Annotated in this window: 22 protein-coding genes; 14 read left to right on the forward strand and 8 right to left on the reverse strand. The window is 47.8% G+C overall.

Annotated features, from left to right (window positions below; all coding sequences use genetic code 11):
- Position 1 precedes the first annotated feature (1 nt).
- The 7 genes from AC4BAP_RS11495 to AC4BAP_RS11525 all read left to right on the forward strand — a co-directional run bounded on the left by AC4BAP_RS11495 (position 2) and on the right by AC4BAP_RS11525 (position 9,204).
- Positions 2 to 1,750, forward strand: a complete 1,749-nt coding sequence (locus tag AC4BAP_RS11495; protein WP_490582796.1) for a glycoside hydrolase family 28 protein — start codon at positions 2 to 4, stop codon at positions 1,748 to 1,750.
- Between the two features lie 433 nt (positions 1,751 to 2,183).
- Entirely contained in the window at positions 2,184 to 2,996 is an 813-nt protein-coding gene (locus AC4BAP_RS11500) for a rhamnogalacturonan acetylesterase (protein WP_490582797.1), read from the forward strand.
- 223 nt (positions 2,997 to 3,219) lie between these two features.
- The gene (locus AC4BAP_RS11505) at positions 3,220 to 5,817 is read left to right on the forward strand and encodes a pectinesterase family protein (protein ID WP_490582798.1); all 2,598 of its coding nucleotides are present in this window, start codon (positions 3,220 to 3,222) and stop codon (positions 5,815 to 5,817) included.
- A gap of 238 nt (positions 5,818 to 6,055) precedes the next feature.
- A complete protein-coding gene (locus AC4BAP_RS11510; protein ID WP_490582799.1) occupies positions 6,056 to 7,285 on the forward strand; it encodes a dienelactone hydrolase family protein in 1,230 nt (409 codons plus the stop codon).
- Between the two features lie 46 nt (positions 7,286 to 7,331).
- A complete protein-coding gene (locus AC4BAP_RS11515; RefSeq protein ID WP_490582800.1) occupies positions 7,332 to 7,772 on the forward strand; it encodes a VOC family protein in 441 nt (146 codons plus the stop codon).
- Positions 7,772 to 8,530, forward strand: coding sequence for a rhamnogalacturonan acetylesterase (locus tag AC4BAP_RS11520; protein ID WP_490582801.1), 759 nt, complete (start codon positions 7,772 to 7,774; stop codon positions 8,528 to 8,530). The genes AC4BAP_RS11515 and AC4BAP_RS11520 overlap by 1 nt, the downstream gene beginning before the upstream one ends.
- 17 nt (positions 8,531 to 8,547) lie before the next feature.
- Positions 8,548 to 9,204: a LamG-like jellyroll fold domain-containing protein gene (locus AC4BAP_RS11525; RefSeq protein WP_490582802.1), complete on the forward strand. Its 657-nt coding sequence runs from the start codon at positions 8,548 to 8,550 to the stop codon at positions 9,202 to 9,204.
- 152 nt (positions 9,205 to 9,356) lie between these two features.
- Here the strand turns inward: AC4BAP_RS11525 and AC4BAP_RS11530 are convergent, their stop codons facing one another.
- Complete coding sequence (locus AC4BAP_RS11530) at positions 9,357 to 11,003, reverse strand: UxaA family hydrolase (RefSeq protein ID WP_490582803.1); 1,647 nt, start codon at positions 11,001 to 11,003, stop codon at positions 9,357 to 9,359.
- 272 nt (positions 11,004 to 11,275) lie between these two features.
- On the opposite strand from AC4BAP_RS11530, the gene AC4BAP_RS11535 reads away from it, so the two are divergent.
- From AC4BAP_RS11535 to AC4BAP_RS11545, 3 genes are all read left to right on the forward strand, one after another.
- Positions 11,276 to 11,545: a hypothetical protein gene (locus tag AC4BAP_RS11535; protein WP_490582804.1), complete on the forward strand. Its 270-nt coding sequence runs from the start codon at positions 11,276 to 11,278 to the stop codon at positions 11,543 to 11,545.
- Positions 11,546 to 11,739: 194 nt separating this feature from the next.
- Complete coding sequence (locus AC4BAP_RS11540) at positions 11,740 to 11,970, forward strand: hypothetical protein (RefSeq protein WP_490582805.1); 231 nt, start codon at positions 11,740 to 11,742, stop codon at positions 11,968 to 11,970.
- An 81-nt stretch (positions 11,971 to 12,051) separates the two neighbouring features.
- Positions 12,052 to 12,549 carry a DUF4112 domain-containing protein gene (locus tag AC4BAP_RS11545; protein WP_490582806.1) on the forward strand — a complete coding sequence of 166 codons (498 nt, stop codon included), beginning with the start codon at positions 12,052 to 12,054 and terminating at the stop codon, positions 12,547 to 12,549.
- Here AC4BAP_RS11545 and uvsE read toward each other — a convergent pair.
- The 4 genes from uvsE to AC4BAP_RS11565 form a co-directional block, all read right to left on the reverse strand.
- Positions 12,546 to 13,439 (reverse strand): UV DNA damage repair endonuclease UvsE, encoded by an 894-nt coding sequence (uvsE, locus tag AC4BAP_RS11550; protein ID WP_490582807.1) that lies wholly within the window; start codon positions 13,437 to 13,439, stop codon positions 12,546 to 12,548. The two genes, AC4BAP_RS11545 and uvsE, sit on opposite strands and share 4 nt — an antisense overlap.
- Before the next feature lie 48 nt (positions 13,440 to 13,487).
- Positions 13,488 to 14,123 carry a carboxypeptidase-like regulatory domain-containing protein gene (locus AC4BAP_RS11555; protein ID WP_490582808.1) on the reverse strand — a complete coding sequence of 212 codons (636 nt, stop codon included), beginning with the start codon at positions 14,121 to 14,123 and terminating at the stop codon, positions 13,488 to 13,490.
- 189 nt (positions 14,124 to 14,312) lie between these two features.
- Entirely contained in the window at positions 14,313 to 14,753 is a 441-nt protein-coding gene (locus AC4BAP_RS11560) for a hypothetical protein (protein ID WP_490582809.1), read from the reverse strand.
- Between the two features lie 182 nt (positions 14,754 to 14,935).
- Positions 14,936 to 16,174 (reverse strand): metallophosphoesterase, encoded by a 1,239-nt coding sequence (locus AC4BAP_RS11565; RefSeq protein WP_490582810.1) that lies wholly within the window; start codon positions 16,172 to 16,174, stop codon positions 14,936 to 14,938.
- Positions 16,175 to 16,327: 153 nt separating this feature from the next.
- On the opposite strand from AC4BAP_RS11565, the gene radC reads away from it, so the two are divergent.
- A complete protein-coding gene (gene radC / locus AC4BAP_RS11570; RefSeq protein WP_490582811.1) occupies positions 16,328 to 17,050 on the forward strand; it encodes a RadC family protein in 723 nt (240 codons plus the stop codon).
- Between the two features lie 409 nt (positions 17,051 to 17,459).
- On the opposite strand, the gene AC4BAP_RS11575 is transcribed toward radC, so the two are convergent.
- The 3 genes from AC4BAP_RS11575 to AC4BAP_RS11585 all read right to left on the reverse strand — a co-directional run bounded on the left by AC4BAP_RS11575 (position 17,460) and on the right by AC4BAP_RS11585 (position 20,491).
- Positions 17,460 to 17,660, reverse strand: a complete 201-nt coding sequence (locus AC4BAP_RS11575; RefSeq protein ID WP_490582812.1) for a YwbE family protein — start codon at positions 17,658 to 17,660, stop codon at positions 17,460 to 17,462.
- Between the two features lie 59 nt (positions 17,661 to 17,719).
- On the reverse strand, positions 17,720 to 18,205 hold the full coding sequence (locus tag AC4BAP_RS11580; RefSeq protein ID WP_490582813.1) for a hypothetical protein: 486 nt from the start codon (positions 18,203 to 18,205) through the stop codon (positions 17,720 to 17,722).
- A gap of 444 nt (positions 18,206 to 18,649) precedes the next feature.
- Positions 18,650 to 20,491: a pyruvate kinase gene (locus AC4BAP_RS11585; RefSeq protein WP_490582814.1), complete on the reverse strand. Its 1,842-nt coding sequence runs from the start codon at positions 20,489 to 20,491 to the stop codon at positions 18,650 to 18,652.
- A gap of 195 nt (positions 20,492 to 20,686) precedes the next feature.
- Between AC4BAP_RS11585 and AC4BAP_RS11590 the strand changes: the two genes are divergently transcribed.
- The 3 genes from AC4BAP_RS11590 to pheT all read left to right on the forward strand — a co-directional run bounded on the left by AC4BAP_RS11590 (position 20,687) and on the right by pheT (position 26,251).
- Positions 20,687 to 22,174 (forward strand): NADP-dependent isocitrate dehydrogenase, encoded by a 1,488-nt coding sequence (locus AC4BAP_RS11590; protein ID WP_490582815.1) that lies wholly within the window; start codon positions 20,687 to 20,689, stop codon positions 22,172 to 22,174.
- Between the two features lie 362 nt (positions 22,175 to 22,536).
- Positions 22,537 to 23,157: a DUF1684 domain-containing protein gene (locus AC4BAP_RS11595; RefSeq protein WP_490582816.1), complete on the forward strand. Its 621-nt coding sequence runs from the start codon at positions 22,537 to 22,539 to the stop codon at positions 23,155 to 23,157.
- A 676-nt stretch (positions 23,158 to 23,833) separates the two neighbouring features.
- Positions 23,834 to 26,251, forward strand: a complete 2,418-nt coding sequence (gene pheT, locus AC4BAP_RS11600) for a phenylalanine--tRNA ligase subunit beta (protein WP_490582817.1) — start codon at positions 23,834 to 23,836, stop codon at positions 26,249 to 26,251.
- Positions 26,252 to 26,253: the final 2 nt, after the last annotated feature.

Here is a 26,253-nt window from a genome sequence, read left to right on the forward strand (position 1 = left end):
TATGAATATCAGAAAAATAACGATCAACAGGTTTTTAGCATTGGTTGCTTTGGCAGGTACACTGCAGGTGTCGTGCCAGCAACAGCCAATCGCTCAGGCAAACACCGCATCAGCTACTGCAAGTATAGCCGCTGCAAAGAGCACTACCACCGATGTGTATGCAGGCATTGAGTTTGACATGCCACCTGTGCAGGAACCTAGCTTCCCGAAAAATAGCGTAAGTATAACCGACTTCGGAGCTGTGGGTGATGGCCTTACTAAAAACACTGAGGCCTTTGCAAAAGCCATTGATGCTGTGGCTGCCAAAGGCGGCGGTAAAGTGGTGATTCCGCGCGGCATTTGGATTACGGGTCCTATTACCCTGAAGAGCAACATCAACCTGCACGCAGAGGCTGGGGCACTTGTTATATTCAGCTCAGATTTCAACGATTACCCACTGGTAAAGACAAGCTTCGAGGGGTTGGATACTTACAGAACCATCTCCCCGATAAACGGCAAAGACCTGGTGAATGTGGCCATTACCGGCTCCGGTACTTTTGATGGCTCCGGCGATGCGTGGCGTCCTACCAAAAAAAGCAAGCTGACAGATGCCCAATGGAAAGCTTTGGTTAAGTCTGGTGGCGTTTTAAGTGATGACGGGAAAACCTGGTATCCATCCGAAAAGTCGAAAAAAGGCGATGGCAAGGACAATTTTAACGTGCCGAACTTTAAGACAATAGAAGAGTTTGAGGCTGTAAAAGATTACCTGCGCCCTGTGATGGTAAGCCTGGTAAACTGTAAAAAAGTTTTGCTGGACGGCCCTACGTTTCAAAACTCCCCGGCCTGGAACATCCACCCGCTGATGTGCGAGGACGTGACCATCCGTAACCTGAACGTGCGCAACCCATGGTACTCCCAAAATGGCGACGGACTGGACCTGGAGTCCTGCAAAAACTCTGTGATCTATGATAACACCTTCGATGTGGGAGACGATGCCATCTGCATCAAATCAGGCAAGAACGAAGACGGAAGAAAACGCGGCATGCCAACAGAGAATGTGATCGTGAAAAACAACATCGTGTACCACGGCCATGGCGGTTTTGTGGTGGGCAGCGAAATGTCAGGTGGCGTTAAAAATGTGCACGTATCAAACTGTACGTTCATCGGTACAGATATCGGACTTCGTTTTAAAAGTACTCGTGGCAGAGGCGGTGTGGTAGAGAACATCTATATCTCCAACATCGACATGATCAACATCCCAACGCAGGCCATCAGCTTTAATCTGTTTTATGGTGGCAACTCACCTGTGCTGGATGATACCCAAAGCGCCGAAACCGAGAAGCGCGACGAACGCCTGCTGTCGGTTACTGTTGAGACCCCTTCCTTTAAAGACATCTACATGCGCAACATTACCGTAGCCGGTGCCGACGAGGCTGTGGCGCTGCAGGGCTTGCCTGAGATGAACCTGAAAAACGTGAAGATCGAGAACTCCATGCTGAAGGCTACCAAAGGCATTACCGCAGTAGACACCGATGGCATTGAGCTGAAGAATGTGAAAGTGATAACGGAGAAAGGCCCGGCTTTAACTATCTACAACAGCAAGAATATTGTAGTGGAGGGCCTGAAGTATAAAGAAGGCCAGGAGCAGGTGGTACGCGTACTGGGGCCGCTTACCAAAAACGTAAAGCTGGAAAGCAAAGACTTTAAGGATGCCTCGAAGCAGGTATCAAAAGGCAAAGACCTGAGTGCCTCTGCTTTAAAACTGAATTAATGATTTAGCTTGAGTAAACGAAGCATGACTCGCTGGGCCATACTTTTTTACCACACCTGATCAGCAAGTATAACTGAGTTGCAGACGTCTGACTCAGAATTGTAATCCCCCTGCCTCCTTTGAAGGCAGGGCCATTAAGTTCTAATGAAAATTGTCACCTTGAGGGGACCACAGGGGTGTAAATCCAGTTGAGAACACCTTTCGCAATGAGCAAACACCTTTTGCTGGCGCGGATCTGTGATCCGTGACTTGTTATACCGTTGGATTTGCAATCCAACTGGGCCAGAGGCCCAGCTATAACCCGACACGAGCGAGGACGCTCGCGCCATAATCATGTAATTTGTTAGAATGAAACGACCCTGCCTTTGAAGGGTGTAGGGGGATGATAGACTACACGAGAGTTAATTATTTAAGATCACAAAGTATAAGAAACATGAGAAACTTTGCTTACCTGTTCTCTATACTGGCCCTTTGCCTGTTGCTTACAGCCTTTGTGCCCTTTAAAAAGAAAGTTGTAAAAGTATACCTGATCGGCGACTCCACAGTGGCAGACTATACAGGCAACTACGATGACAAGGATTACATGACCACCCGCTACCCGATCGCAGGGTGGGGGCAGGTGTTTCAGCCATTTATGCACTCGGATAGCCTTAGACAGATAAAGCATTTGATTAAAGCGGATAGCGTGCTGGTACTGGATAAGGCAAGAGGAGGCCGTAGCACCCGTACTTTTTTTGAGGAAGGCCGTTGGGCAGAAGTATACAAAGCCCTGCAAAAAGGTGATGTGGTGATGATGCAGTTTGGACACAACGATGCTGCCGAGAACAAACCGGAGCGGTACACAAATGTAACCGCTTACAAAGAGTACCTGCGCCTGTTCGTAAACCAGACCCGCCAGAAAGGAGCAATTCCCATCATACTGACGCCAGTAAACCGCAACTACCCCTGGAAAGACGGTAAGCTAAGCAATGTACACGGCGAGTACCCACAGGCGGCAAAAGACGTAGCAAAAGAATTGCAGGTACAACTAATAGACTTGACGCAGCTTTCCATAGAAGCTTTCACGGCTAAGGGCCAGGACTATGTAACAGAATATTACTTTATGAACCTGCCACCTGGGAAGTATGTGGCTTACCCGGAAGGGCAGAAAGACAACACGCATTTTCAGCCGGAGGGGGCACAAGCTGTTGCGCAACTCGTGTTTAATGGCCTTAAAGGTTTAGGAACTGTAACTGCTAAAAAGTAATGTCGCTAACACTTGTGTAACAGGAAAATATACTTTGCTTTTAGTGCTGCAAAAGTATAAATTGAGAGTGATAGGAGTGCTGGTTGATCTTAAGCTAAAACCCATAAATCCATACCCGAAGAATGAAAAAATCAGGTGAGAAAGTTTTACAATAACTAAGGGTTTCTTTTATTTGTATTTATGTGCAATCGATTGCACAGACGCATTTGAAATTTATGTCCCTATGAATCTAGCCTTTACCAGAACAACGTTGTTTTCCGTGTTCCTGCTACTCTTCTGCTGTGGGTTAAACCTGGCTGCACAGGCACAGGATGTTGTAGTAGCTGCAGATGGCACGGGAAATTATACTTCCGTACAGGCTGCTATTAATGCTGCTCCAACTAACCGCACCACGCCGTTTATTATTCATATCAAAAACGGGGTGTATAAAGAGAAAATAAGCATTCCGTCTAATAAGCCATACATTTACCTTTTTGGTGAAAGTGTTGCCAACACCATCCTAACGCATGACGACTACTCTGGCAAGGCAATGCCGGGAGGCGGAACGTATGGTACGTCTACCTCGGCTTCCGTAACTGTAAACGCCAATAACTTCTTTGCTAAGAACATCACGTTTGAAAACACCACCGGCGATGCCCCGCAGGCCCTGGCAATAAACGTGAATGGTGATAAAGTGGCTTTTAAGAATTGCCGTTTCCTGGGTGGCCAGGACACGGTTTTGGCAAATGGCGACGGTAAAAGGCAATATTTCAAGGACTGCTACATTGATGGTGTGGTTGACTTTATTTTCGGGAGCTCAAGAGCCGTATTTGAGCGTTGTGTTATCTATGCCAAAGACCGAAAAGACAATTTAAGCGGCAGCTACATTACGGCCGCAAACACGCAGGCAGGGCAGGAGCACGGTTATGTGTTTAAAAACTGCATCATACCAGCCAACAGAGGTGTAACAAAGTATGTGCTTGGCAGGCCCTGGCAAAACGACGGATCGCAAAGCACGCCTGCCCATAATAAAACGGTTTTCCTGAATACCACCATGAGCAGCGCAGTGAAGCCGGAAGGCTGGGCCAAGTGGACAGAACAAACAAATACCGACCTTATACTTTATGCAGAGTATAAAAGCGTGAATTACGATGGTAGCCTGCACAATGTAAGCCAGCGCGTAGCATGGTCTAAGCAACTGACAGACGCTGAGGCTGCCGCTTATACACTCAACAACCTCTTTACAGACTGGGACCCTTGTAGCGTTGATGCAGCAATATGCCAGGAGCAGATACCTGACATTGCCGTGTCTAATTTTGAAGGCACAAAAGGAAGCAGTAACACCACATTCAGGTGGAACATCAGCTGGGCTATTGCGGATGTAAAGTATGAGTTGTACAGGTCCGGCGACAATGTTACTTTTTCTAAAGTAGGAGAGGTAACCGCTGCCGATGCCCAGAACATTAACTTTAGCCTTACAGACGTATTGCCTGCGGCGGGCAGCAGATTCTACTACTACTTAAGTGCATCCAGGAGCGGATTGGCTACCCACACAACCAAGACTATTGAGATCAGTCGGGTACCTACTATCAATGTGGCAGGAACGCTCAGTTCCTTTACTCAGTATCTGAACGGCCCATCAGCCATAAAGGTATACACTTTGTCGGGTACAAACTTAACGGATAACATCACCATCACACCCCCTGCGCAATTCGAGGTATCAGTCGATGGCAATACCTGGCATAATAACGCATCGCCGCTTGTACTTATGCACTCTAACAACGAAGTAAGCAGTAGAAACATTTCTGTAAGGCTAAATGCAAACGCAGCAGGAGCATATGCAGGCACTATTACCCATGCAAGTGATGGAGCAACAGCGGCAACTGTTAGTGTATCAGGGGAGAAACTAAATGAAACGCCCCGTACCTCGGTGGTACTACAGCAATGGCCCCTTACCGCCAACAACCAGGACAATGCAGGGGTGAGGTCTTCGGGTGTGATGGCCAGCACTCCAACGTTTAAAAAGCTGCATGTAGCCAACGGTACCACAGTTGCAAGTGTGCCGGCTTACTCAGAAACGTATGGTCAGGCTTTCTCTGCGGCTGCCGATGGCAGCGGCCTGTGGGGTACAGCTAGCGGAGGCCCTGGCGGAAGTATAAAAAGAGATTTCTACGAGCAATTTACGGTAACAGCTGCACCTGGTGCTTCACTTCGCATCGATTCGCTTTTGGTTTGGTCTGCCTTCTACAATACAAACAGCAACACCAAATTGGCCGTGGTATACTCCAAAACCGGGTTTACAACAGCCGATTCAACCAACGTGACAGGTGGTAAAGGGCCCGGGGGTGTATTGCCAAGCACTGGGAACGGGGCCTTTGCTACCCCAATAGTACTGGCTAATCAGAATACAGGCGCCAACCAGCGTTACAGAATTGCTTTGAACGATGCGGAGGGTGTTACCCTGAATGCCGGCGAAACACTCAGCATCAGGCTATACTTTAGTTGCGGAAGCTCCAGCTCGGGCAGGTATGGCTTGTTGAAAGATGTAGAAGTTAAAGGTGAAAACCTGACCATACTGGCAAGTAAAAGGGCTTTGGCAAAAGAACAGTTGACAGCCTACCCTAACCCTACAGAAGGGAACCTGGCCGTTGCACATCCTATGGCTGGAAAAGGCGCCAGTATCACGGTTTATACTTTACATGGCGCAAAAGTGGCAGGCTATGCTGTACAGGCAGGCTTGGTAAACACTACACTGGACCTGAGCAGGTTAAATAAAGGAAGTTACCTGGTGGTTTACAGTGATGAGCATACGCGTGTGACTTCCAGGGTTGTTAAACGCTAAGGAGGTATTTGCCACAGCCGTTTGCGCGGGTAGTGGGCTGCTGTTTAAAATTAGATCAAGATCAGGTTGCAAGCCAATTGGCATAAAAGGCTGGTGTATGCCACTGAGAAGTTGGATGCGTGGTAAGTGGTAGACCAAAGATGAAGCAGGTTTTTATCAATCAAGTTTAGTATATAAAGGGGAGGGGTTTTGCCCCTCTTTTTTAAACTTTTTCAGATTTACATTTATACTTTATGGCATGAGGGAAGGGGGATCTTTTAGACTGGCAGGCAAACGGTTTTTAATACTTGTTATACTGCCGCTTTTGCAAAGTATAACCGCTACTGCGCAACAGCCTGTATCTGATGCAGGGAATTTATATCCCATTCTGGAGGCTTATGCTTCTAAAGACAACAGCAGCTTATCCTACCTGGCAAAAGACTGGAAGAACACCGAAAAGTGGCGAAAAGAAGCCAGGGGAAAACTTCATGGGCTATTGGCTTTTGCACCGGAGCCGGCACCGCTTAACCCACAAATTCTTGATACAACTAAAAGAAATGGCTATACGCAGTATCTGGTAAAGTATAACCTGAACGCCCTGCAGCAAACGGAAGCTTTCCTGCTCATCCCTGATAACCTGACCAAACCTGCACCCGCCATTATAGCCCTTCACGACCACGGTGGCTTTTACTTTTACGGCAAAGAAAAACATACTTTAACAGACGATCAGCCAGCCATACTTAAAGCGTACATCCAGAACCTGTACGAAGGACGCACTTATGCCGATGAGTTGGCAAAGAGAGGGTTTGTGGTGCTTTGCCCCGATGCGGTATACTTTGGCTCGCAGAAATTAGACCCGGCCAGCACAAGTCCCGGCAATGCCAAACAATACTATAGCAACCTGACAGACGATGAAAACGAGAACATCAAAGTATACAACAAGTTTGCAAACGCACAGGAAATACCGGTAAACAAAACCATACTTACAGCGGGCACCACCTGGCTGGGCATGATCGCGCAAGGCGACAGAGTAGCCGTTGATTACCTGCTTACCCGGCCAGAAGTAGACCCTGAGAAGATTGGCTGCATAGGGCTTTCGCTGGGTGGCCTAAGAAGCACCTACCTGTTTGGCTTGGACAGTAGGATAAAAACGGGTGTGGTAGCAGCCTTTTCTACCACATACCAGCACATGCTGAAAGAACACGCACGCCATACCTGGATGATGTATGTGCCGCGTCAGTATGATTTCCTGGACCTGCCCGATGTAGCCTCGCTCAATGCTCCCCGGCCACTTATGGTGATGAACTGCAGCCAGGACAAACTGTTTAACATGCTGGGAATGCAGGCTGCCGAGCAGAAACTAAAGGCTGTTTACACCAAAATGAAGGCACCTGACAAATTTAAGTGCAGCTACTATGACGTGCCGCATTCCATGACGATCCGAATGCAGGAAGATGCCTTTGCCTGGCTGGAGAAATGGCTGAAATAGATCAACATCAACAGGATATAAATTACATCAATAAACTTTAATTAGTATGAAATTAGAACATTTTGCTTTGAACGTTTCTGACCCTGTGGCTATGTCGAGGTGGTATGTGGAGCACCTGGGGTTACAGGTTGTAAGGCAGCTGGCCGATGCGCCGTTTACCACGTTTATGGCAGATGAAAGCGGACGGATAATGGTAGAGGTTTATGCCAACCCCGAAGCCGAGATACCCGATTACCAGCACATGCATCCGCTGATGGTGCACCTGGCCTTTGTGTCCTTAAACCCAAAGTATGATTGTGAGCGTTTGATTAAAGCCGGGGCAAGCCTGGTGTCTGAGCAGTTTCTGATTGACGGCTCGCACCTGGTTATGCTGCGCGACCCATGGGGGCTTTCTATCCAGTTGTGTAAACGTGGTGTGCCCATGCTCGCAGACAGGGACCTTACCAACAGCAATGGCTTCGTGTTAAACAAGTTAGTGAAGAGTTAATGTTTAGATTTTTAATTGTAACTGCCTGTGCCTTGCTGATGTCCTGCGTAATGGTGCAGCAAAAGAAACCTATAAAAGTATACCTGATCGGCGACTCTACCATGTCGGTGAAGGAAACTAAGGCTTACCCGGAAACAGGCTGGGGGATGCCCTTTGTATACTTTTTTGACCAAAGTGTAACCGTAGACAACCGCGCAAAGAACGGCCGCAGTACCCGCACTTTTATGGAAGAGGGCCTGTGGCAGCCAGTAGCGGAAAACCTGCAGGAAGGCGACTATGTGTTCATACAGTTTGGCCACAACGACGAAGTGGAAACCAAAAAAAGCTACACACCCAAAGATCAGTATAAAGCTAACCTGGCAAGGTTTATTTCTGAATCGCGAAGCAAAAAAGCCATCCCGGTATTGCTTACCCCCGCTGCCCGCCGAAAATTTGATGCCAACGGTAAAATAGAGGGTACACACAACGAATATTCTGCTTTGGTGCGCGAGGTGGCACAAAAGTATAAAGTGCCCTTGATTGACCTGGATGTAAAGAGCCAGGAGTTGATGCAGCAGTTCGGGCCGGAACACTCGAAGCATTTGTTCCTGCAACTGGAGCCAGGCGAGCATCCGAACTACCCTGAAGGGAAGGACGACAACACACACTTTAGTGAGTTGGGTGCCAGAAAAGTAGCACAGCTGGTGTTGGCTGGCATAAAGGACCTTAAGCTGGACCTGGCAGACAGGATTGTAAAGAGAGAGGTGAAGGCCAACTAATAATTTTTACAGCAGTCATGGAACAACAGAAGTATAGATTTATACTTTGCCTTACTATTTTAAGCTTTTGCCTTTATACAGTAAATGCTCAGACCAGAGCCGAAGTATGGCAGCTGAAATCGTTGAAAGCGATTGGTGGGCATAAAACTGCCATAATAGGAAAGCCCAGTGTGGTGAAAGCAGCAGGTGGCGGCAAAGCAATTGCCTTTGATGGCGTAGATGATGGATTGCTGATTGATGCTAACCCGATTGCCGGTGCAACTGCTTTTTCCGTTGAGGTAAAGTTCAAGCCTTTTGCCGCCTATCCGGATAACATAGAGCAGCGCTTCCTGCACATTCAGGACCCGGAAAACCCTAACCGGCGCATACTTATCGAGCTGCGTTTAAATGACAAGCAGCAGTGGTACGCCGACTTTTTTATGCGCACTGATTCCGCTTCGCTTACCCTGGTTGATCCAACTAAAACGCATCCGGTTAACGAGTGGGCAACTATCACGCTAAAGTATAAAAATGGAATTATGAAAGGCTATGTGAATGGGGTAGAGGAAGTTGCCGGTGAGATAACCTACATGCCCATCAGCCCAAACGCAAAAACCTCCATCGGCACACGCATGGACAAGCGTTCCTGGTTTAAAGGTGAGATCCGGAGCGTATCATTTCAGCGTTTAGAGTAGTGCCGGGTTTTGTTAGTGCGCTGGAAGTATACTTTACACAGCTTTTTATAAGGCTGGGCACAAAAGAAAAAAACCTCCCGAAAATTCGGAAGGCTTCTCTAAGATAGCTAGGTTGGTTTGTAGTTGTGAACCTATATTGTGTAGTTGTGTGCTTACAGTGAAACCCCTCGCTTCCAGGGTATAAAGTCGTCCTGGCCAAGCAGGTCGGCTTTGGTTTTGATGGTGCCGCTGGCTACATCAATAATGTAATCCAGGATAGCCTCACCCATTTCCTCAATTGTTTTATCGCCTGCAATCACGGCTCCGGTATCAATGTCAATGATATCCGGCATGCGCTCAGCCAGCTTTGAGTTAGATGAAAGTTTGATGACAGGTGTGATCGGGTTGCCCGTAGGTGTGCCCAAACCTGTAGTGAAAAGTATGATATTGGCACCAGATCCGGCCATAGCGGTAGTGCTTTCCACGTCGTTGCCTGGTGTGCAAAGCAATGTAAGTCCCGGCTTGGTAACATACTCTGTATAGTCCAAAACATCCACTACCGGTGAAGTGCCGCCTTTTTTTGCTGCACCCGCCGACTTAATAGCATCGGTAATCAAACCGTCTTTAATATTGCCCGGGCTCGGGTTCATGTCGAAGCCGGAGCCCACAGCCTCGGCGGCGCGTGCATAAGAGCGCATCAGGTGCACAAATTTATCGGCGGAATTGTTAGTTACACAGCGGTTTATCAGTTCCTGCTCAACGCCACACAGCTCCGGAAACTCCGAAAGGATTGAGCTGCCTCCCAAAGCCACTAACAAATCGGAAGTATGACCTATGGATGGGTTTGCAGATATACCGGAGAACCCGTCAGAGCCGCCACATTCCAGGCCAATTACCAACTTGTTTAAAGGGGCAGGTTTACGCGATTCCTTGTTCGCCTCCACTAGTCCCAGGAAGGTTTTTCTGATAGCCTGCGAAAGTAGCTCCTGCTCAGTGCCCTCTTTTTGCTGCTCCAGCACAAAAAGCGGTTTCGAAAAATCAGGGTTCAGGGCTTTGATCTTCTCTTCGAGTATACTTACCTGTGCATTTTGACAGCCCAGGCTAAGCACGGTTGCGCCAGCCACATTAGGGTTATGGATGTATCCTGCCAGCAAAGCACAAAGCATGTCCGAGTCCTGACGAATACCGCCACAGCCACCTTCGTGTGTCAGGAACTTAATACCATCTATGTTTTCGAAAAGGCGTTTTTGACTGTTCTGTGCCTGAGTCTGCAGCGGCAGTTGTGCTATCCCATCAGTTTTGCCGGCTTTATACAGCTCCACCATCTGGTGCACATAGTCTTTGTACATGTCCTGGTGGCCAAAGCCAAGTTCATCCAGGAAAGCCTGTTTTATAATGTTAACGTTCCGGTTTTCGCAGAATACCAACGGAATCACAAGCCAGTAATTGGCAGTGCCTACTTGTCCGTCCTGGCGATGATAGCCTAGAAAAGTTTTGTCGGTGTATTTACTAACATCCGGTGCAAGCCAGTTAAAATTGGCTGTTTTAGAGCCAAACGACGATGCCTGGTGCTTCACGTTCGCTGTGCTAAGAATGCCTCCTGCAGGTATAGGCTCAACGGCTTTGCCCACAAGCGTGCCATACATGATGATCTCCTGGTTGGGTATCATCTCAAATTGCGCAAATTTATGTTTTGCAGGCACATCCGATGTCAGGTTAATGGTTGTGCCGTTATACGCTACTGTTTCCCCCGCTTTCAGATCGGCAAGCGCTACCAGCACATTGTCATTCTGGTGTATCTTTAAAACTCTATTTGCCATGTTATGCTTTATTACTGCGCAATCGATTGCACACATGCAAAGAATGTTAATTTTTTTGATAAATCAGAATTATGGTCAAGATTTTTTGTGAATGTTTTCGAATTAACTGGGATAAGGATGATTTTAATATTTGGAATAAAACTGTGTTAGTCCTGTTTAATTGCACTTAATTAAGGTGTTGTGCTTCTAATTCAAGATATTTCATTCTATGATTGGAGTATTATACTTTGAAGCCTAACTTGTCGTTAATCGGATTCAGAAATTAAAAACCTATGAATTTTACTTTAAGCAGAGGAATACTGATAGTGGCAATGGCAATGGCTGTGGTTTCCTGCTCATCTTCCAGAAGGACAACCAGTAGCAATGGACGAATCATTATTGTGGATGGCAAGCAGGTACGCGTAGAGAGCGGCAAAAAAGACAACGGACTGCACAAAGGCTGGTACAAAAACCCAAACAACCCGCATCACCCCAACACTACAAACCCCGGACACACAAAGCAGAATGGTCAGGGTAATGGAAAGAAGGGTAAAAAGAAATAACGTTTCTTGATGCCTTGAAGGAAGCGCTGTGGCCTTAAACCACAGCGCTTTTTTTTATTGCTAAAGCAAGCGGGAGGGGTTTATAGACGGAAATGAAAATTGGATAAAACCATTGTGGAATTATACAGTATAAATACACTATTAAAATAAAATTATATAGCACTCTTAGCTATAAAAATTTAACCAGTCTATTTATGCAGTTTTTTACAAAAGGATTATTGGTATTGGCAGTTGGTGCAATGGTTGCTTCGTGCTCGCCCCTTGGCAGGAGCAGTAAGGCTATTGTAGTGGATGATGACGGCAGGAGCATGCGTTTTAACAATGGCCGGCAGGAAAGTAAAAACAAGAAGTGGAACAGCTCGAAAAGCCTTGGTAAGCAGCATAAAAAGAGAAATAAGAAGTTCTCTAAAAGAAAGCGCGGATAACCGCATTACTGAGAGGGTGCCCAAGTATAGGAAAAAATGCATTGATAACATCCTTAGCGGCAAGGTGCCGTATATGCGCTTATGGCAGAATATAGCAGTAGATACTCCCGTACGCCCCGCACAGAAAAGCTGAAGTGGATTGAGCACATGGTCAAACTCATGGATAGCCAGTTCAGGTTTCCGGGCACCAACTTCAGGTTTGGCTTAGACCCTATACTTGGTTTTGTGCCGGTAGCCGGCGACCTGGCTTCCTTTGCCATGTCTGCAGCCATTGTAATGACCATGGCCCGGCATGGTGCCAGTAAAAAGCTGGTGGTGCTGATGATGCTAAACATTGCCCTGGACACGCTGATAGGCAGCATTCCCATACTTGGTAATATCTTCGACTTCTTTTATAAAGCCAATGAACGCAACGTGCGCATGTTGCGTGCACATTACGAGGAAGGCAAATACCAGGGTAGTGGCCGCAATATCATCATCATGGTGGGTATTGGCATCGTATTGCTGTTCTTACTTTTGCTTTGGGCACTGTGGGAACTGGCCGAGTGGGCCTACCACCTGATTGCCGGCTTGTTTTAGGCACGGCCCATGGCTCTGGCTATTTCCAGGGCCTTCAGTGCGCTTTCCTCCTTGTCCTTTATCTCCAGCATAATATCCATGTCCAAGCCTTCGGTTTCGGCCAGAAAGTCGTGGAACAGTTGCTCCTGTATACTTTGGGTGTGCTTGCCCTTGCGTTCTCCTGTTGCCTGCGAGCTATAGTCCATCATCAGGATTCCGTCTTTTTCAGGGTGCCAGGTGGCTGCTGCCAGTTGCACTGCCTCCCGCATCGGTTCGCCGTTGTTTATGCATTCGTGGTGCAGGTTATCGAAGATAATGGGCATGCCGGTAAGTTCGTGTAAGTATAAACAGTCTTGCAGGGAGTAAGTGCGGTCGTCGTTTTCTACACAGAGACGCGCTTTCACGGCATCGGGCAGCATGGAGTGGTATACTTCGGCAAAGCGGCTGAGTGCCGTGCCTTTATCGCCATAAGCGCCTCCTCCATGTATCTGTAACTTAGCCGTCGTGTCCAGCCCCATCAGGTCAAGTACGCTTCCTTGGTAAACGAGCTCTGCAATGCTGTTCTTAACTGTCTGCTCGTTTGGCGAGTTCAGCACCACAAACTGGTCGGGGTGCATAGATATGCGCATGTTGTTGCTCTTGATGTAATTGCCCAGCCGCCGGAAGGTCATTTTAAAATGCTCCTGCCAGTTATACTTGTTTACCTCGTGCGAGGCAAAAGGCACTAGGTCGGAGGTGAGCCTGAAAAAAAGAAGGCCATGCTGCACGTTATACTCCAGTATACGGCGCAGGCACGCAAGGTTTTGCTCCACTGTCTCTATCAGGCGTTCATCTGAGTAAGAGGCAAGCCGGAAGGTGCGGGAAGAAGTGCAGTCCAGGGATTGGTTAATACAGGGATATCCGATTTTCATGCGTGGTCAGGTTATGCTCTCTTAACCTACGCAGATACGAAATGTTTGCTACTCGTAACCGGTATTATCCTTAAAAAACCTGTTGTAGGCCTCTTTTTCTTTTTGCAGCCGCTCCAGTTCCTGTAGTATAAGCAACTCCTGTAGCTTACGCTTTTCCTGCCCCTCTCTCGAGAGCAGGTCATAGAGCAGGGTGGCGGGGCTCATGATGGTGGCAGGTACCGGAGTAGTAGGAGGCGGAGTGTCAAGGCCGGGTATGTAGCCAGGTTTTTTGGCCTGGCTGGTGGTGCTCTGTTTCATATTGCGCAGGGCGCGCTGTATCATTTCAGGGGAGGGGCGGCTGGTTACCTCCACTTCACCCAGCATCACGCTGTCTTCCTGCAAGACAATGTTTACCCTAATCTCAGACACAGGCACGGGTTTAGGCAAGTATAAAAGCGGTTTAAATCCGATGGCCCGTATCATCAGGGTATCTTCCAGGGCTACATCAATTGCGAATTTGCCTTGTTCATCCGACACTACGCCCATACTTGTATTGAGTTTTACAATACTGGCTCCGGGTATAGGGGTTTTCTTATCGGCTTGTACCACAGTGCCGCTTACACGCAAGGTGCGCTGCGCTACAGCCTGTTGGCTAAAGCACATCAGAACGCAAACAAAGCTTAGCACTAAAGAGAGTCGGAGCATGTGGTACAGGTTGAGCGGCAGCAGTTTAAGCGGAACTTAGTAATTACGCCTAAATTCAACAAAAAGTATACCGGCCTCAAAATATTATTCCTGAAAGATAGACCAAGATTGCGAAAAAGTAAAGGCAGGCCGAAACAGAGTTTCAGGACCTGCCTTTACGGTGCTTTAAAAGCTATTTTCAGGCTTTGCTTATTTATTCTTCTGTGGATTGGATGGCTTTGTTTTAGCGCCATCCGCTTTCGTTTTAAGGGTGTCCAGTTCAGCGGCTGCTTCCATGTCACGTTTCCCGCCTACCTCGATCTGTGGCGGGCCCACCATGCGTGCTGTTTGGGTAACGGGTCCCTGCAGCAGGTCAAACTGTTCGATGATGCCACTAATGTCGCGTCCTGGCATATAGTATACTTTTACCATTTCGGTGGCAAGTTGTCCGCTTGCTGGCACAGTGGAGGTAGTAAGGGTAATCAGTTTAGACAAAGAGTCGAGGTTGGAATAGGGCCTGATATGGAGTGGGTTTACTTGCTCATTCTCATTTGCATCCTCTATCTCGTAAGATGTGCCCCGGTCTTCGCCACAAGCACTAACCAGTAAAAGCATGGCCAATGCCATGGCAGTACACAATACGTTTTTCATGGTCTGAAACAGTTTTTAGTGGGTTTATTATCGGCTTGTCAAGTACAGAAACCGGTAAATTTGTTTGCTTCAGTTACTTACGGCTGGTAGTATGTTATGTTTGATAAGTGGCCGTGCAATGGCCCTGAGACACAAAAAAGCCGGCACTGGGTCCGGCTTTTCAAAGTATAAATTTAGTGCTTTCAGGCTCTTTTCAATTCAAAAACGGTTATCTCCGGCAAAAAGCCCACCCTGCCCGGGTAGCCAATAAAGCCCAGGCCGGTGTTCACGTACAGGTGCTGCTGCCCTTTTTTATACAGGCCTGCCCACTGTTTGTATACATACTGTACAGGGCTCCACTTAAAACCGGGTATGTTTACACCAAACTGCATGCCATGCGTATGCCCCGAAAGTGTCAGGTCGATGTCGTTATACTTCTGGTTTACCTCGCCGTCCCAGTGCGATGGGTCGTGGGAGAGAAGCACTTTAAACGGGGCACCCTCTGTGCCTTTGTAAGCATCGTCTAAGCGGCCATACTTCGGAAATCCTGCCCGGTTGCCCCAGTTCTCAACGCCAAGTATGGCTATCTTCTCACCGTTTTTCTCGATGATGCGGTTCTCGTTCATAAGCAATTGCCAGCCCATTTCGGCGTGGGTTTGCTTTAAACGCTGCAGGTTCTCGCTCTTGGCGTTCGGGTGTGGCCATTCGCGCACGTAGTCGGCATAGTCGTGGTTGCCCAGGATTGAGTAAACAGCCTGTTTTGCTCTGATCTGGCTTAGGGCAGGAATATGCGCCTCAACCTCCGAAGCCAGGTTGTTCACAAGGTCGCCGGTAAAGAACACGAGGTCGGCCTCCTGTTGGTTGATGATCTTTACAGCTTCCTGCAAAGGCTCCGTAGAGGTAAAGCTGCCTGTGTGCAGGTCAGAGATCTGCAGCATTTTGTAGCCATCGAAAGCAGCTGGCAGGTTAGGGAACCGCAGCGTAACGCGCTTTACGCGGTAATCATAAGCGCCTTTTACCATGCCATAAATAAATGCTGTGAACGGGATAGCCGCTACCGCCAGACCTAGCTGGCTAATAAACCTGCTGCGCGACGGGTCGAAAGGTGTCTCCTTGCTCAGGCCGTTCAGGGCAAGCTTCCCTACCCTGATCACGTCATCAAACATAAGGAAGGCAACCACCACCAGCTTGGAGGCAAACACGATAAAAAGCGTGCTGGCCAGGTACGTCTGAAAGTTGCTGGGAGGCGTGCCGCGCGTAGTGGCAGCAAGTATAAATGTGCCTGACGTTATGGCAAAGATCAGCCAGTAAGCAGTGTGCAAGATGCGTTGGGTAACAGGGGCCAGGTTCTGTGTTGCAGTCCTCACAGCCTGAAAGACATACAGATCAACCAGGAAAAGTATCAGGATGATGATGCCGAAATTTAAGATGCGTTGTATCATATTGAGTAAATGCGGCAGGTTTTAAAAGTATAAACCAGCGCGGTTTTAACCACTTTAGGTAAAAGATGTTTGAATTTGGCTGCTATAGCTGAACTAATTTATTGTGAAAATAATTGCAGTAGCATCTTCTTATTATCAAATTCTGTACCGTAAGTGAAAGACACCGAAGCCACTGCCATTGCGCCATACTTGCAGCCCCTCAACATCAAGACCTGGGCCGAAGAGGACCGTCCCCGTGAAAAGCTTTTATTGAAAGGGAAGGCCGCCCTCAGCGATGCCGAACTGATCGCCATACTTATAGGTTCCGGTACACCCAAACTTACCGCCGTGGATGTGGCCAAGCTTATACTTTCTGCAGTTGGCAACGACCTGAACGAGCTGGCAAAGCTATCTGTAAAGGACCTGATGAAGCACAAAGGCATAGGAGAGGCGAAAGCCATTACTATTGTGAGTGCTTTGGAGTTAGGCCGCCGTAGAAAAGAGACAGCAGCCGCGGCTCGTACCCAGATCACCTGTTCCACGGATATTTACAATTACATAAAACCGCAACTACTGGACCTTCCGCATGAGGAATTCTGGATTATACTTTTAAACCGCGCCAATGTGGTGATGAAAAAGGAAAATATAAGTTCTGGCGGTGTGGCAGGCACTGTAGCAGACCCGAAGATCATCTTTAAAAAAGCGCTGGAGCAACTGGCAAGCTCTGTTATTCTGGTGCACAATCACCCAAGCGGCAACATAAAACCTAGCGCCGCAGATATCTCCCTGACCAAAAAAATGAAAGAAGCCGGCCAGTTCCTGGACCTCCCCATCCTGGATCACATCATTTTTACGGATAACGACTACTACAGCTTCGCTGATGAAGGGCTTTTGTGAGTTAGAGAGTTAGAGAGTTTGGGAGTTAGAGAGTTCTTTCTGTGCACATGGTTAAGGTTATCGCATTGGAGAGAACGATTAACACACCCCTGTACCCCTCTCTTTAAATGAGGGCCCCTACCCCCAGAGGGGCATTTCCGCTACTATCAATTTATACTTGCTTGCCAGTTGCGACAGCCGCTGGCGAAGAAGTGTCAATTCCAGTCCTTGGGTTGAGCGCCTCGAGAGGTTCCGGTGACGAACGAAGTGAGGCAGCCTGAGGTACGAAGGCAGGAAGCGAAAGCAGCGCGATGCCCAAGGGCGAGGCCACGCGGCCTTGAGCGCACCAAAGCCAGAGATAAAACAATGCAGCCTCTAAGACTGAGGAGTAGAGGCAAATAGATAGAAAAGCAGAACGTTTTTTAACTACTTAATCTTCCTCCAAAATTTCCTTAACTCTTCCAACCTCACCCGTCTCCAACCTTACTTTAATGCCGTGCGGGTGCGAGGGCGATTTGGTGAGGATGTCCTGTACGTAGCCCTCGGTAAGATCGCCGGTGCGCTGGTCTTCCTTTAGCACAATGTTTACCCGAAGGCCTGGTTTAATGTTTGATCTTTTTCTGCCGTCCATTGCTAAGTATAAAGTGGCAAGATAAACATAGTTTTCGGAAGCTTCCGGTTAGAGCGTGCTTAGCGTGTTATTAAATTCAGGAATTTTTCTTTGCCACCGGTTGCAAATGGGTTTTCTGCCTTTGTTACTTCTGCTCTTTTTATAGAAGAAAGCGCTATAAGCAGCAGTTCTGGCTTTTGCACCACATTACCATCAATAGCAACCTTTAACTTTTGGTGCTTTGCCGGAATATCCAGGTGTGCATATACCTGGGGCAGCCTGACCAACTCTGTGTCCTCGTTAAGAGTGATGTTTATAGCTCCTTCTCTGGCATTATCGCCATACTTGTCGGTAGCTTGTTGGCCTTTCAGCACTTCAATATGATTAATTTTCTCAGGCTCCAGCACAAAAGCACCCATAGCGGTTTGCTCTCCATTGATCACAACAAGCGGGTTAGAAGAAGATACAGGACTGCGGGTGGAGATAATTAGTTCTGCCGGGTTTGAAGACTGTGCTTGTGCGCAAAAGCAAAAGATAAGGGCAAACAGGGTGAGCAGGTGTTTCATAGCTATGGTCAGCTGTTTTTATAGTGGGTAAGTTTGTCTCTTTGATGTTGTATCTCGTTCCGGCGTTCTTTATTACAGGCATGTTTCATATAGGCCAAAATGCAGGCTACACCAATAACATGTCCGGCTAATATCATATATAGGCCTGAATCGCTGTCGGGGACAAGTATAAATTTAATGAAAGCACCAACTATAACCAATAAAATGGCTGCCTTATAAAGCAGTTTCTCTACTGTTCTCGATCTCATGGTGAATGGTTTCGTTGAACAAATCTGAACATGCGATAAGTACCAATATTACTTTAAGCTTAAGTTGTATTGGTACTTTGCAGTGGTAATATATGTATAAAAACGATAAAAGTTTAGTTTATATTGCTGAAATTCAAAAAGATGTACTTTTGATGTAGTTTTAAGTGAGTGTGATGTTACCTGTTTTTGGCGGGTGTTAGCCAGCCAACTCGGATACATGGAGGCTCCGGAGCATGGAGGTTTTTTTGTGCTGATGCTCTTGCATGCGCACCAATATATCGTGCAGCATTTCGATGGCCCTTACCACATGCTGTCCTTTGTTTAGCATCACACAGTCGGCACGCTGGGCCATGGCCGCGTCAGTGATCTCGGCCCTGGATGGGCGGCCTTTTTTTGCCAGGGTTTCCAGCACCTGGGTGGCCCAGACTACTGGCATGTGCGCCGCTTCGCAAAGCCATAAGATCTCTTCCTGCACTTCGGCCAGCCGTTCCCAGCCACATTCCACGGCCAGGTCGCCGCGGGCTATCATAATGCCTGCCGGGTAAGACTGCATTGCGGCCAGTAACAGATAGGGCAGGTTCCTGAAGCCCTCTTTTGTTTCGATTTTCAGCATGATGCCCAGGTGTTTTGCCTTAAGTTTTTTTAACTCCTGTTGCAACGCTTCTACAGTGTCTGCATGGTTCACGAACGAGAGGTTTACAATATCAGCGTGCTTCACAATAAACCGGAGGTCTTTTTTGTCCTTTTTGGTGAGGCCTTTGATGTGGATGTCGCTTTCAGGTAAGTTTATGCCGCGGTCTGCTCGCAGTTTGCTGCCTTTTTCGCTGGCTGAGGTGATTTTAATGAGAAGCTTTTCCCTGCTCACTTCCTCAATAATACCGCCTATTTTACCATCGTTGAAAAGTATGGGTTGCCCTACTTTAACCTGCGTAAACACCTCCGGCAAGGTGCAGGCAATATGCGCTGGCTGTACAATGTGGCCTTCGGCATCGTATTGGGCGGGCTCTCCCGGAATTTGATCTTTCGTAAGCACCAGCAAGCTGCCAGTCCTGAGTACCAACGGCGAATAAATAGGCGGCAACTCCCCAACATGCGCCACCCTGTCCGACACGGTCTTGCTTTTTACCCGCAGTTCAGTGCCTGTTACAAGGTAAGATGTTTTAAACAAACGCACCAGACAGCCATTGTCTTCTTTACCTGCAACTGTAAAGGTGCGTTTGCGGCCACGGGTATCTGTAAAGCTTATTTTGTCGTTCTCCTGCAGTTGCGCAACCCATTCGGCGTCCACGGGTAGTACCGCATCTATATTTCGGGGCGGTTCCACTCCTGGTGGCGCTAGCCATACTTTGGCAGCTTCGGTTACCTGCCCCAGGTCGTTTTGCACGGGGTGAATAGCACGCATTTTCGGGCCTTCCTTCAATGGGCCAGTTCTCAGTTTAGGGCCCATCAGGTCGATCAGGATCTTGCAGCTTTTGCCGGTCTCTTTTTCTGCCTTCCGAATCAATTGCACCATTTTCAGCCATACTTTCTCATTGTCATGGGCGCAGTTTATTCGGGCACAGTTCATCCCGGCCTTCAGCATACGGAGCACAAGTTCATACTCATTTATGATGTCTGCGGCCAGCGTGACCATGATGCTGGTGCTGCGCTTCTGGGGTTTGGGGCCAAGCAATGCCTCGGTATGGGATGCGAGCAGCTTCCCGTTCTCATTAAAACTGACAGCGAGGTGTTTTGGCCTGGCCTCGCACTCCGACAAAAAGCACAATTGTTTGCGCACTGCCTGCAAACTGGCAAGCACATGCCCCTCGGCCCTGCCTAACGACGATAGGCCAAGCCCGGCTAACTGTTGCTGTAACTCCCGGATGTCGTTGTGGCGAAGGGCCAGGTAGTGCAGCAGGTTTTTGGCACTCTTCTTAAACTCCGGGGCTATCTTTTCAAGTGTCGGGGCAAACTTTTTCTCAAGTGTAACTGCCTGCTCGTAAAGGTCTTCCAGTTGCCCTATCAGGTGGCTGTAGTCTGCTTTCTGTTGCTTGGCCATAACGGAAATTGCAAATGATATATGCTTACAAACTGAAGAAGCAAAGAGCAGGTTTTGCCTTGTTGGCAGAACTTCAGGCATTCAAAAGTATAACATAAACAATATTTATGTTCTGTATAAATATTATAAAATATCATTTATATATGATTATGGGGATGTTTGCGTAATGATTTTGCACAAACCAAGAAAACCACTATGATATTAGCTGAAAATCAAACGGTAAGCCCTGCGGCTGAAACACTTGTTAAAACCAGAATTGCAGTCGCAAAGGGCGATGGCATAGGGCCGGAAATTATGGAGGCAACACTTCGTGTACTGGATGCAGCAGGCGCTAGGTTAGACATTACAGAAATTGAAGTTGGTGAGAACTCCTATCTGGCAGGCAACTCAACGGGTATTTCAAAAGAGGCATGGGAAGCTATCAGAGGTACCAAAGTATTGTTAAAAGCTCCCATTACTACACCACAGGGCGGCGGGTTTAAAAGCTTGAATGTAACAATGCGCAAAACGCTCGGCCTTTATGCCAATGTGCGTCCGTGCATCAGCCTGGCCCCCTTTGTAAGCACAAAGCATCCTGTTATGGATGTGGTAATCGTGCGTGAGAACGAAGAAGATTTATACGCTGGCATCGAACACCAGCAAACAGATGAAGTAGTACAGTGCTTAAAGCTGATCAGCAGACCCGGTTGCGAGAAGATCATCCGCTATGCTTTTGAGTATGCCCGTCAGTATGGCCGAAAAAAAGTGACCTGCTTCAGCAAAGACAATATCATGAAACAGACAGACGGCTTGTTTCATAAGGTGTTTAATGAGATAGCCAGCGAGTATACCGATATTGAAAACGATCATTTTATTGTGGATATAGGGGCTGCATTACTGGCAGACTCGCCGGAGAGGTTTGACGTGATCGTGATGTCTAACCTTTATGGTGATATCCTGTCGGATGTGGCGGCACAGATAACCGGTTCGGTCGGATTGGCCGGCTCTTCCAACATCGGGGAGTCCTGTGCCATGTTCGAGGCAATACACGGCTCGGCCCCGAATATTGCCGGCTTAGGCATTGCAAACCCATCAGGCCTGTTGCAGGCAGCCTGCATGATGCTGAACCATATTGGCCAGAATGAAGTGGCGGAAAGGATACACAACGCCTGGCTTAAAACCATCGAAAGCGGCATTCACACACCGGATGTTTATCAGGAAGGTATTAGTAAGCAGAAGGTAGGCACACAGGATTTTGCCACTGCAGTTATCAGAAATTTAGGCCACAAGCCGGCGCAGCTTACACCGGTTACGTATCCAAAAGGTATCAAGCTAAATCTTCCAAAGTATAAACGCGCCCCTCAGAAACAGAAAGAACTGGTAGGCGTGGATGTATTCGTGCACTGGGCTGGTTCAGACCCGGAAAAATTAGCTGCAAAGCTGCAAAAGTTACAAATGCAGGATGTTAAGTTGCAGATGATCACGAACCGAGGTATAAAAGTATGGCCGGAAGGATTCGCCGAAACATTCTGTACAGATCACTGGCGTTGCAGGTTCCAGCATGACAATGGGGCGCCGATCAAGAAAGAGCAGATCATTAATATCTTAATCAAAGTCACAGAGGGAAATATTGATTTTATCAAAATAGAAAACCTCTATCATTTTGACGGCAAGCCTGCTTTCTCGCTTGGCCAGGGGCAGTAGTTTAAAGTATAAAATTACTTGTGTGAGCATAAAAAAGGCCCTGAAGCAAAGCCTCAGGACCTTTTACACTCACCTTATTACTTTTGATAGTGTAAAGCAAAAGGTACTATTATACTGGCCGGTTAGTTTGAGAAACAGGTACATCAAGAATACATCAATCATACATCATTAGTACATCGGGTGTTAAAATACGCACCAGGCAGATGGGATTTGAATGTAAGCGGAGTGGGGTATTTAGTTTGTTTGAGAAGATAAGAGCCGTAGTATGGAATATAGTGCAGCCATACTTTAAGCTTGCTTTATTTTATACTTACATCCTCATCAAAATTTTCCGACCTTTGCAAGTATAAATTTGCCTGATTATGAAACGAGCTCATAAGCTGATCCTGTTTGCCGGTGTGGTGCTGGTGCTTTTCTATTTTGTGAAGGATGCCTTTTTTAATGAGGAGAATTATACAAAGCCGCTTTTAAAAGAGCGTCAGGATAAGGACCTGTCGTTCAGGAGTCAGGCTAACTCCCCGTTGAATGACGATGAGCGCCGAAACTTTCAGAGCCTGGTTTACTACGAGCCGAACCTTGAATACCGCATCAAGGCTAAAGTGGAACCACTTCCAAAACAGGACACGCTGCTGATACCTCTTACCAACGGTAGCTATGAGCCATACCTGCGTTATGCCCTTGCCAATTTTAAAGTGAGTGGCCAGCCACAGCAGCTTACCTTATACAAGAAACTAAGCGGCGAGAAAGACCAGCTGTTTGTGCCCTTCACTGATAAGACTAACGGTTTTGAGACGTATGGCGGAGGCCGTTACCTGGATGTGCCGTTTGAGGAAGGAGACAACTCCGTAACGCTGGACTTTAACCGCGCCTACAGTCCTTTCTGCGCCTATAACCCTGAGTATGTATGCCCTGTTCCGCCAAAGGATAACAGGTTGAGCGTAGCTATTCCGGCAGGGGAGAAGACGTATGAGAAGGGGGAGTAATTGTTGATTGTTGGTTTGGTAGTGCTGGAGGGAATAAGTCCTGAGTATTTATTTTAGCTTTTTGCCCTTAGCCAGCTTTCGCCTCGCCGGCTGGGCCCTACTTTTTTTCTTGACAAAAAAAGTAGGCAAAAAAGTCAAGACGATTTTGAACTCGCTGAACGCTCAAACAAAAAATCGTCGGTGGTGCACATGTCACAAGTCGTCGCTTTGATGGGAAAGTGTTTAACACACCCCTGCGCCCCTCTTAAGAGGGGAATCTCCTTACTGCTGATTTATACTTTCTTTCCAGTTGCATCAGTCGCAAGCGAAGAAGTGTCCATCCCAGCCTTTGGGTGGGGGAAGGGGCCCTCGATAAAGAGCGCCTTGTAGCTGTTGCGGTGCCCGCTAGGGCAGCCGAAGCAGAGCGTAGGCAGCTTCAGATACACCGCGCGATGCCCGAAGGCGAGGCCACGCGGCCCTGAGCGAACCAAAGCCAGAGGTGAAACGATAGGCAAGCAAGACTGAGGGTTAGCGGCAGTTAGATAAAAATGCAAAATATACAGTTGCCTTATGTCAGCAAAAACCAATACCATCATAATTTCCCCTCCCTTGCGGCACTAAGCAGAATAATGTTTAATTTTGGAGAACATAGGCTTTCACTACAGAAGCTATACCTTAATAGATATAGAATAACAACATGCTGATATCATTCGACTGGCTAAAACAACTTATTCATACAGATAAAACCGCAGAAGAAGTAGGTGCTTTGCTAACCGGCGCAGGCCTGGAAGTAGAGGGCATCCATACATTTGACCAGGTGCAGGGCGGACTTGAAGGCATTGTGCTGGGAGAGGTGCTTACCTGTGAACGTCATCCGGATGCTGACAGGTTAAGCATAACCACTGTGGATATTGGTAACGGAGAGCCAAGCCAGATCGTGTGTGGTGCGCCTAACGTGGCAGCTGGTCAGCGCGTGGTAGTGGCAACTGTAAACAGCACACTTTACCCATCAGGCGGTGAGCCGTTCAAAATCAAGAAATCAAAGATCCGTGGGGCCGTTTCGGAGGGTATGATCTGTGCCGAAGATGAGATCGGCCTTGGGGCATCGCATGCAGGTATTATGGTGCTGGACACAGACCTGCCAAACGGAACACCGGCTGCCGAATTCTTCGGCTTGGGTTCTGACAAGGTGTTTGAAATAGGCTTAACGCCAAATCGTGCCGATGCCGCTTCGCATTACGGTGTAGCCCGCGACCTGCAGGCTTTGCTGGATACCCCGGCCACGTTGCCAAATGTAGAGGCATTTAAAGTAGACAACACTTCTAAACCGATAGCAGTTGCGGTAGAGAACACAGAGGCATGTCCGCGTTATGCCGGTGTAACACTAACTGGTGTAAAAGTTGGCCCATCGCCGGAGTGGTTGCAGAAGCGCTTGCGCGCTATCGACCTTTCGCCGATCAACAACATCGTAGATATTACCAACTACGTGCTGCACGAGCTAGGTCAGCCACTGCATGCTTTCGACGCAGACAAGATAAAAGGTGGAAAGATCATCGTGAAAACCCTACCAGAGGGCTCTACCTTGAAAACTTTGGATGGTGTAGAGCGCAAACTGAAGGCAACCGACCTGATGATCTGCGACACGGAAGGGCCAATGGCCATAGGTGGTGTGTTCGGAGGAGAAGACTCTGGCGTAACCGAGGAAACAACGAGCATTTTCATTGAAAGCGCATACTTTTCTCCGGATTGGGTTCGTCGAACAGGAATGACGCATGGTTTAAAAACCGATGCCTCGTTCCGTTTTGAGCGCGGCACTGACCCTAACATGGTGATTACTGCCCTGAAGCGTGCTGCTTTGCTGGTACAGGAGGTAGCCGGCGGAGAAATTGCCTCAGAGATTGTGGATGTTTATCCACAGCCGATCCAAAACCGCGAAATAGAGCTAAACCTGGAGCGTGCCCATACTTTAATCGGTCAGCACATAGGAGCAGAGCGCATCAAAAGTATACTTACAGCTTTAGGTATAGATGTAAAATCAGCAACGGAAACTGATCTGACATTATCAGTTCCGCCATTTAAGGTGGATGTTACCCGTGAGGCCGATGTAGTGGAAGAGATTCTGCGCATTTACGGCTTCAATAACATTGAGATGGATGAGAACCTGGCAACCACTTTCCTGGCCAAGTTTGCCACGCCATACGCCGAAGATGTAACGGATACCATCATGAACTACATCACGGCCAATGGCTTTAACGAAATCATCACTAACTCTATTACCAACTCAAACTACTACAAACCAGCTGGCGAGGCTGAGGTAGAGAGCCTGGTAAAAGTATTGAACTATAACTCCGAAGACCTGGATGTACTGCGCAAGAGCATGGTGTTTTCTGGCCTGGAGGTACTACGCCGCAACATTAACCGTCGTCAGCGCGACCTGAAGTTGGTTGAGTTGGGTAAAGTATACGAGCAGTTAGATGGCGAATCTAAGGAGAGCCGTAAACTGGCTTTATACATGGCTGGCAATGCCACAGCCGAAAGCTGGAAGCAGCCAAGTATGAAAACCGCCTTCCACGACCTGGCTGGAGTAGTGCAGAACGTGCTGCGCAAACTAAATGCAGGTGAGTTTGAAGTGCAGAATCTGGAGCAGAACCCATACATGCGCCAGGGTATTTCTTACCAGAAAAACGGCACCGAGATAGCAAAGCTGGGCTTACTGGATGCCGGCGTTTGCAAGTTTATGGAAGTGAAGGAGCAGGTATGGTATGCCGAACTAAACTGGGATTACCTGCTGAAGAAGTATAAAAACAAACTGGTGGCCGAAGAGCTGCCGAAGTTCCCGGAGGTTCGCCGCGACCTTTCGTTGGTACTCGACAAAAACGTTACTTTCGACCAGGTTAAACAGACTGCGCTGCGTACAGAGCGTAAGCTGTTGCAGGATGTAAATGTATTTGATGTATACGAAGGCGATAAAATAGAGGCAGGCAAAAAAGCCTATGCCGTTAGCTTCACGTTGCTGGATAAACAGCAAACCCTGACCGATAAGGTGATCGACAATGTAATGAATCGCCTGATGCAGCAATTTGAGAAACAATTGGGAGCTTTTATCCGCAAATAGTG

Source organism: Pontibacter sp. GD7, from assembly GCF_058216375.1.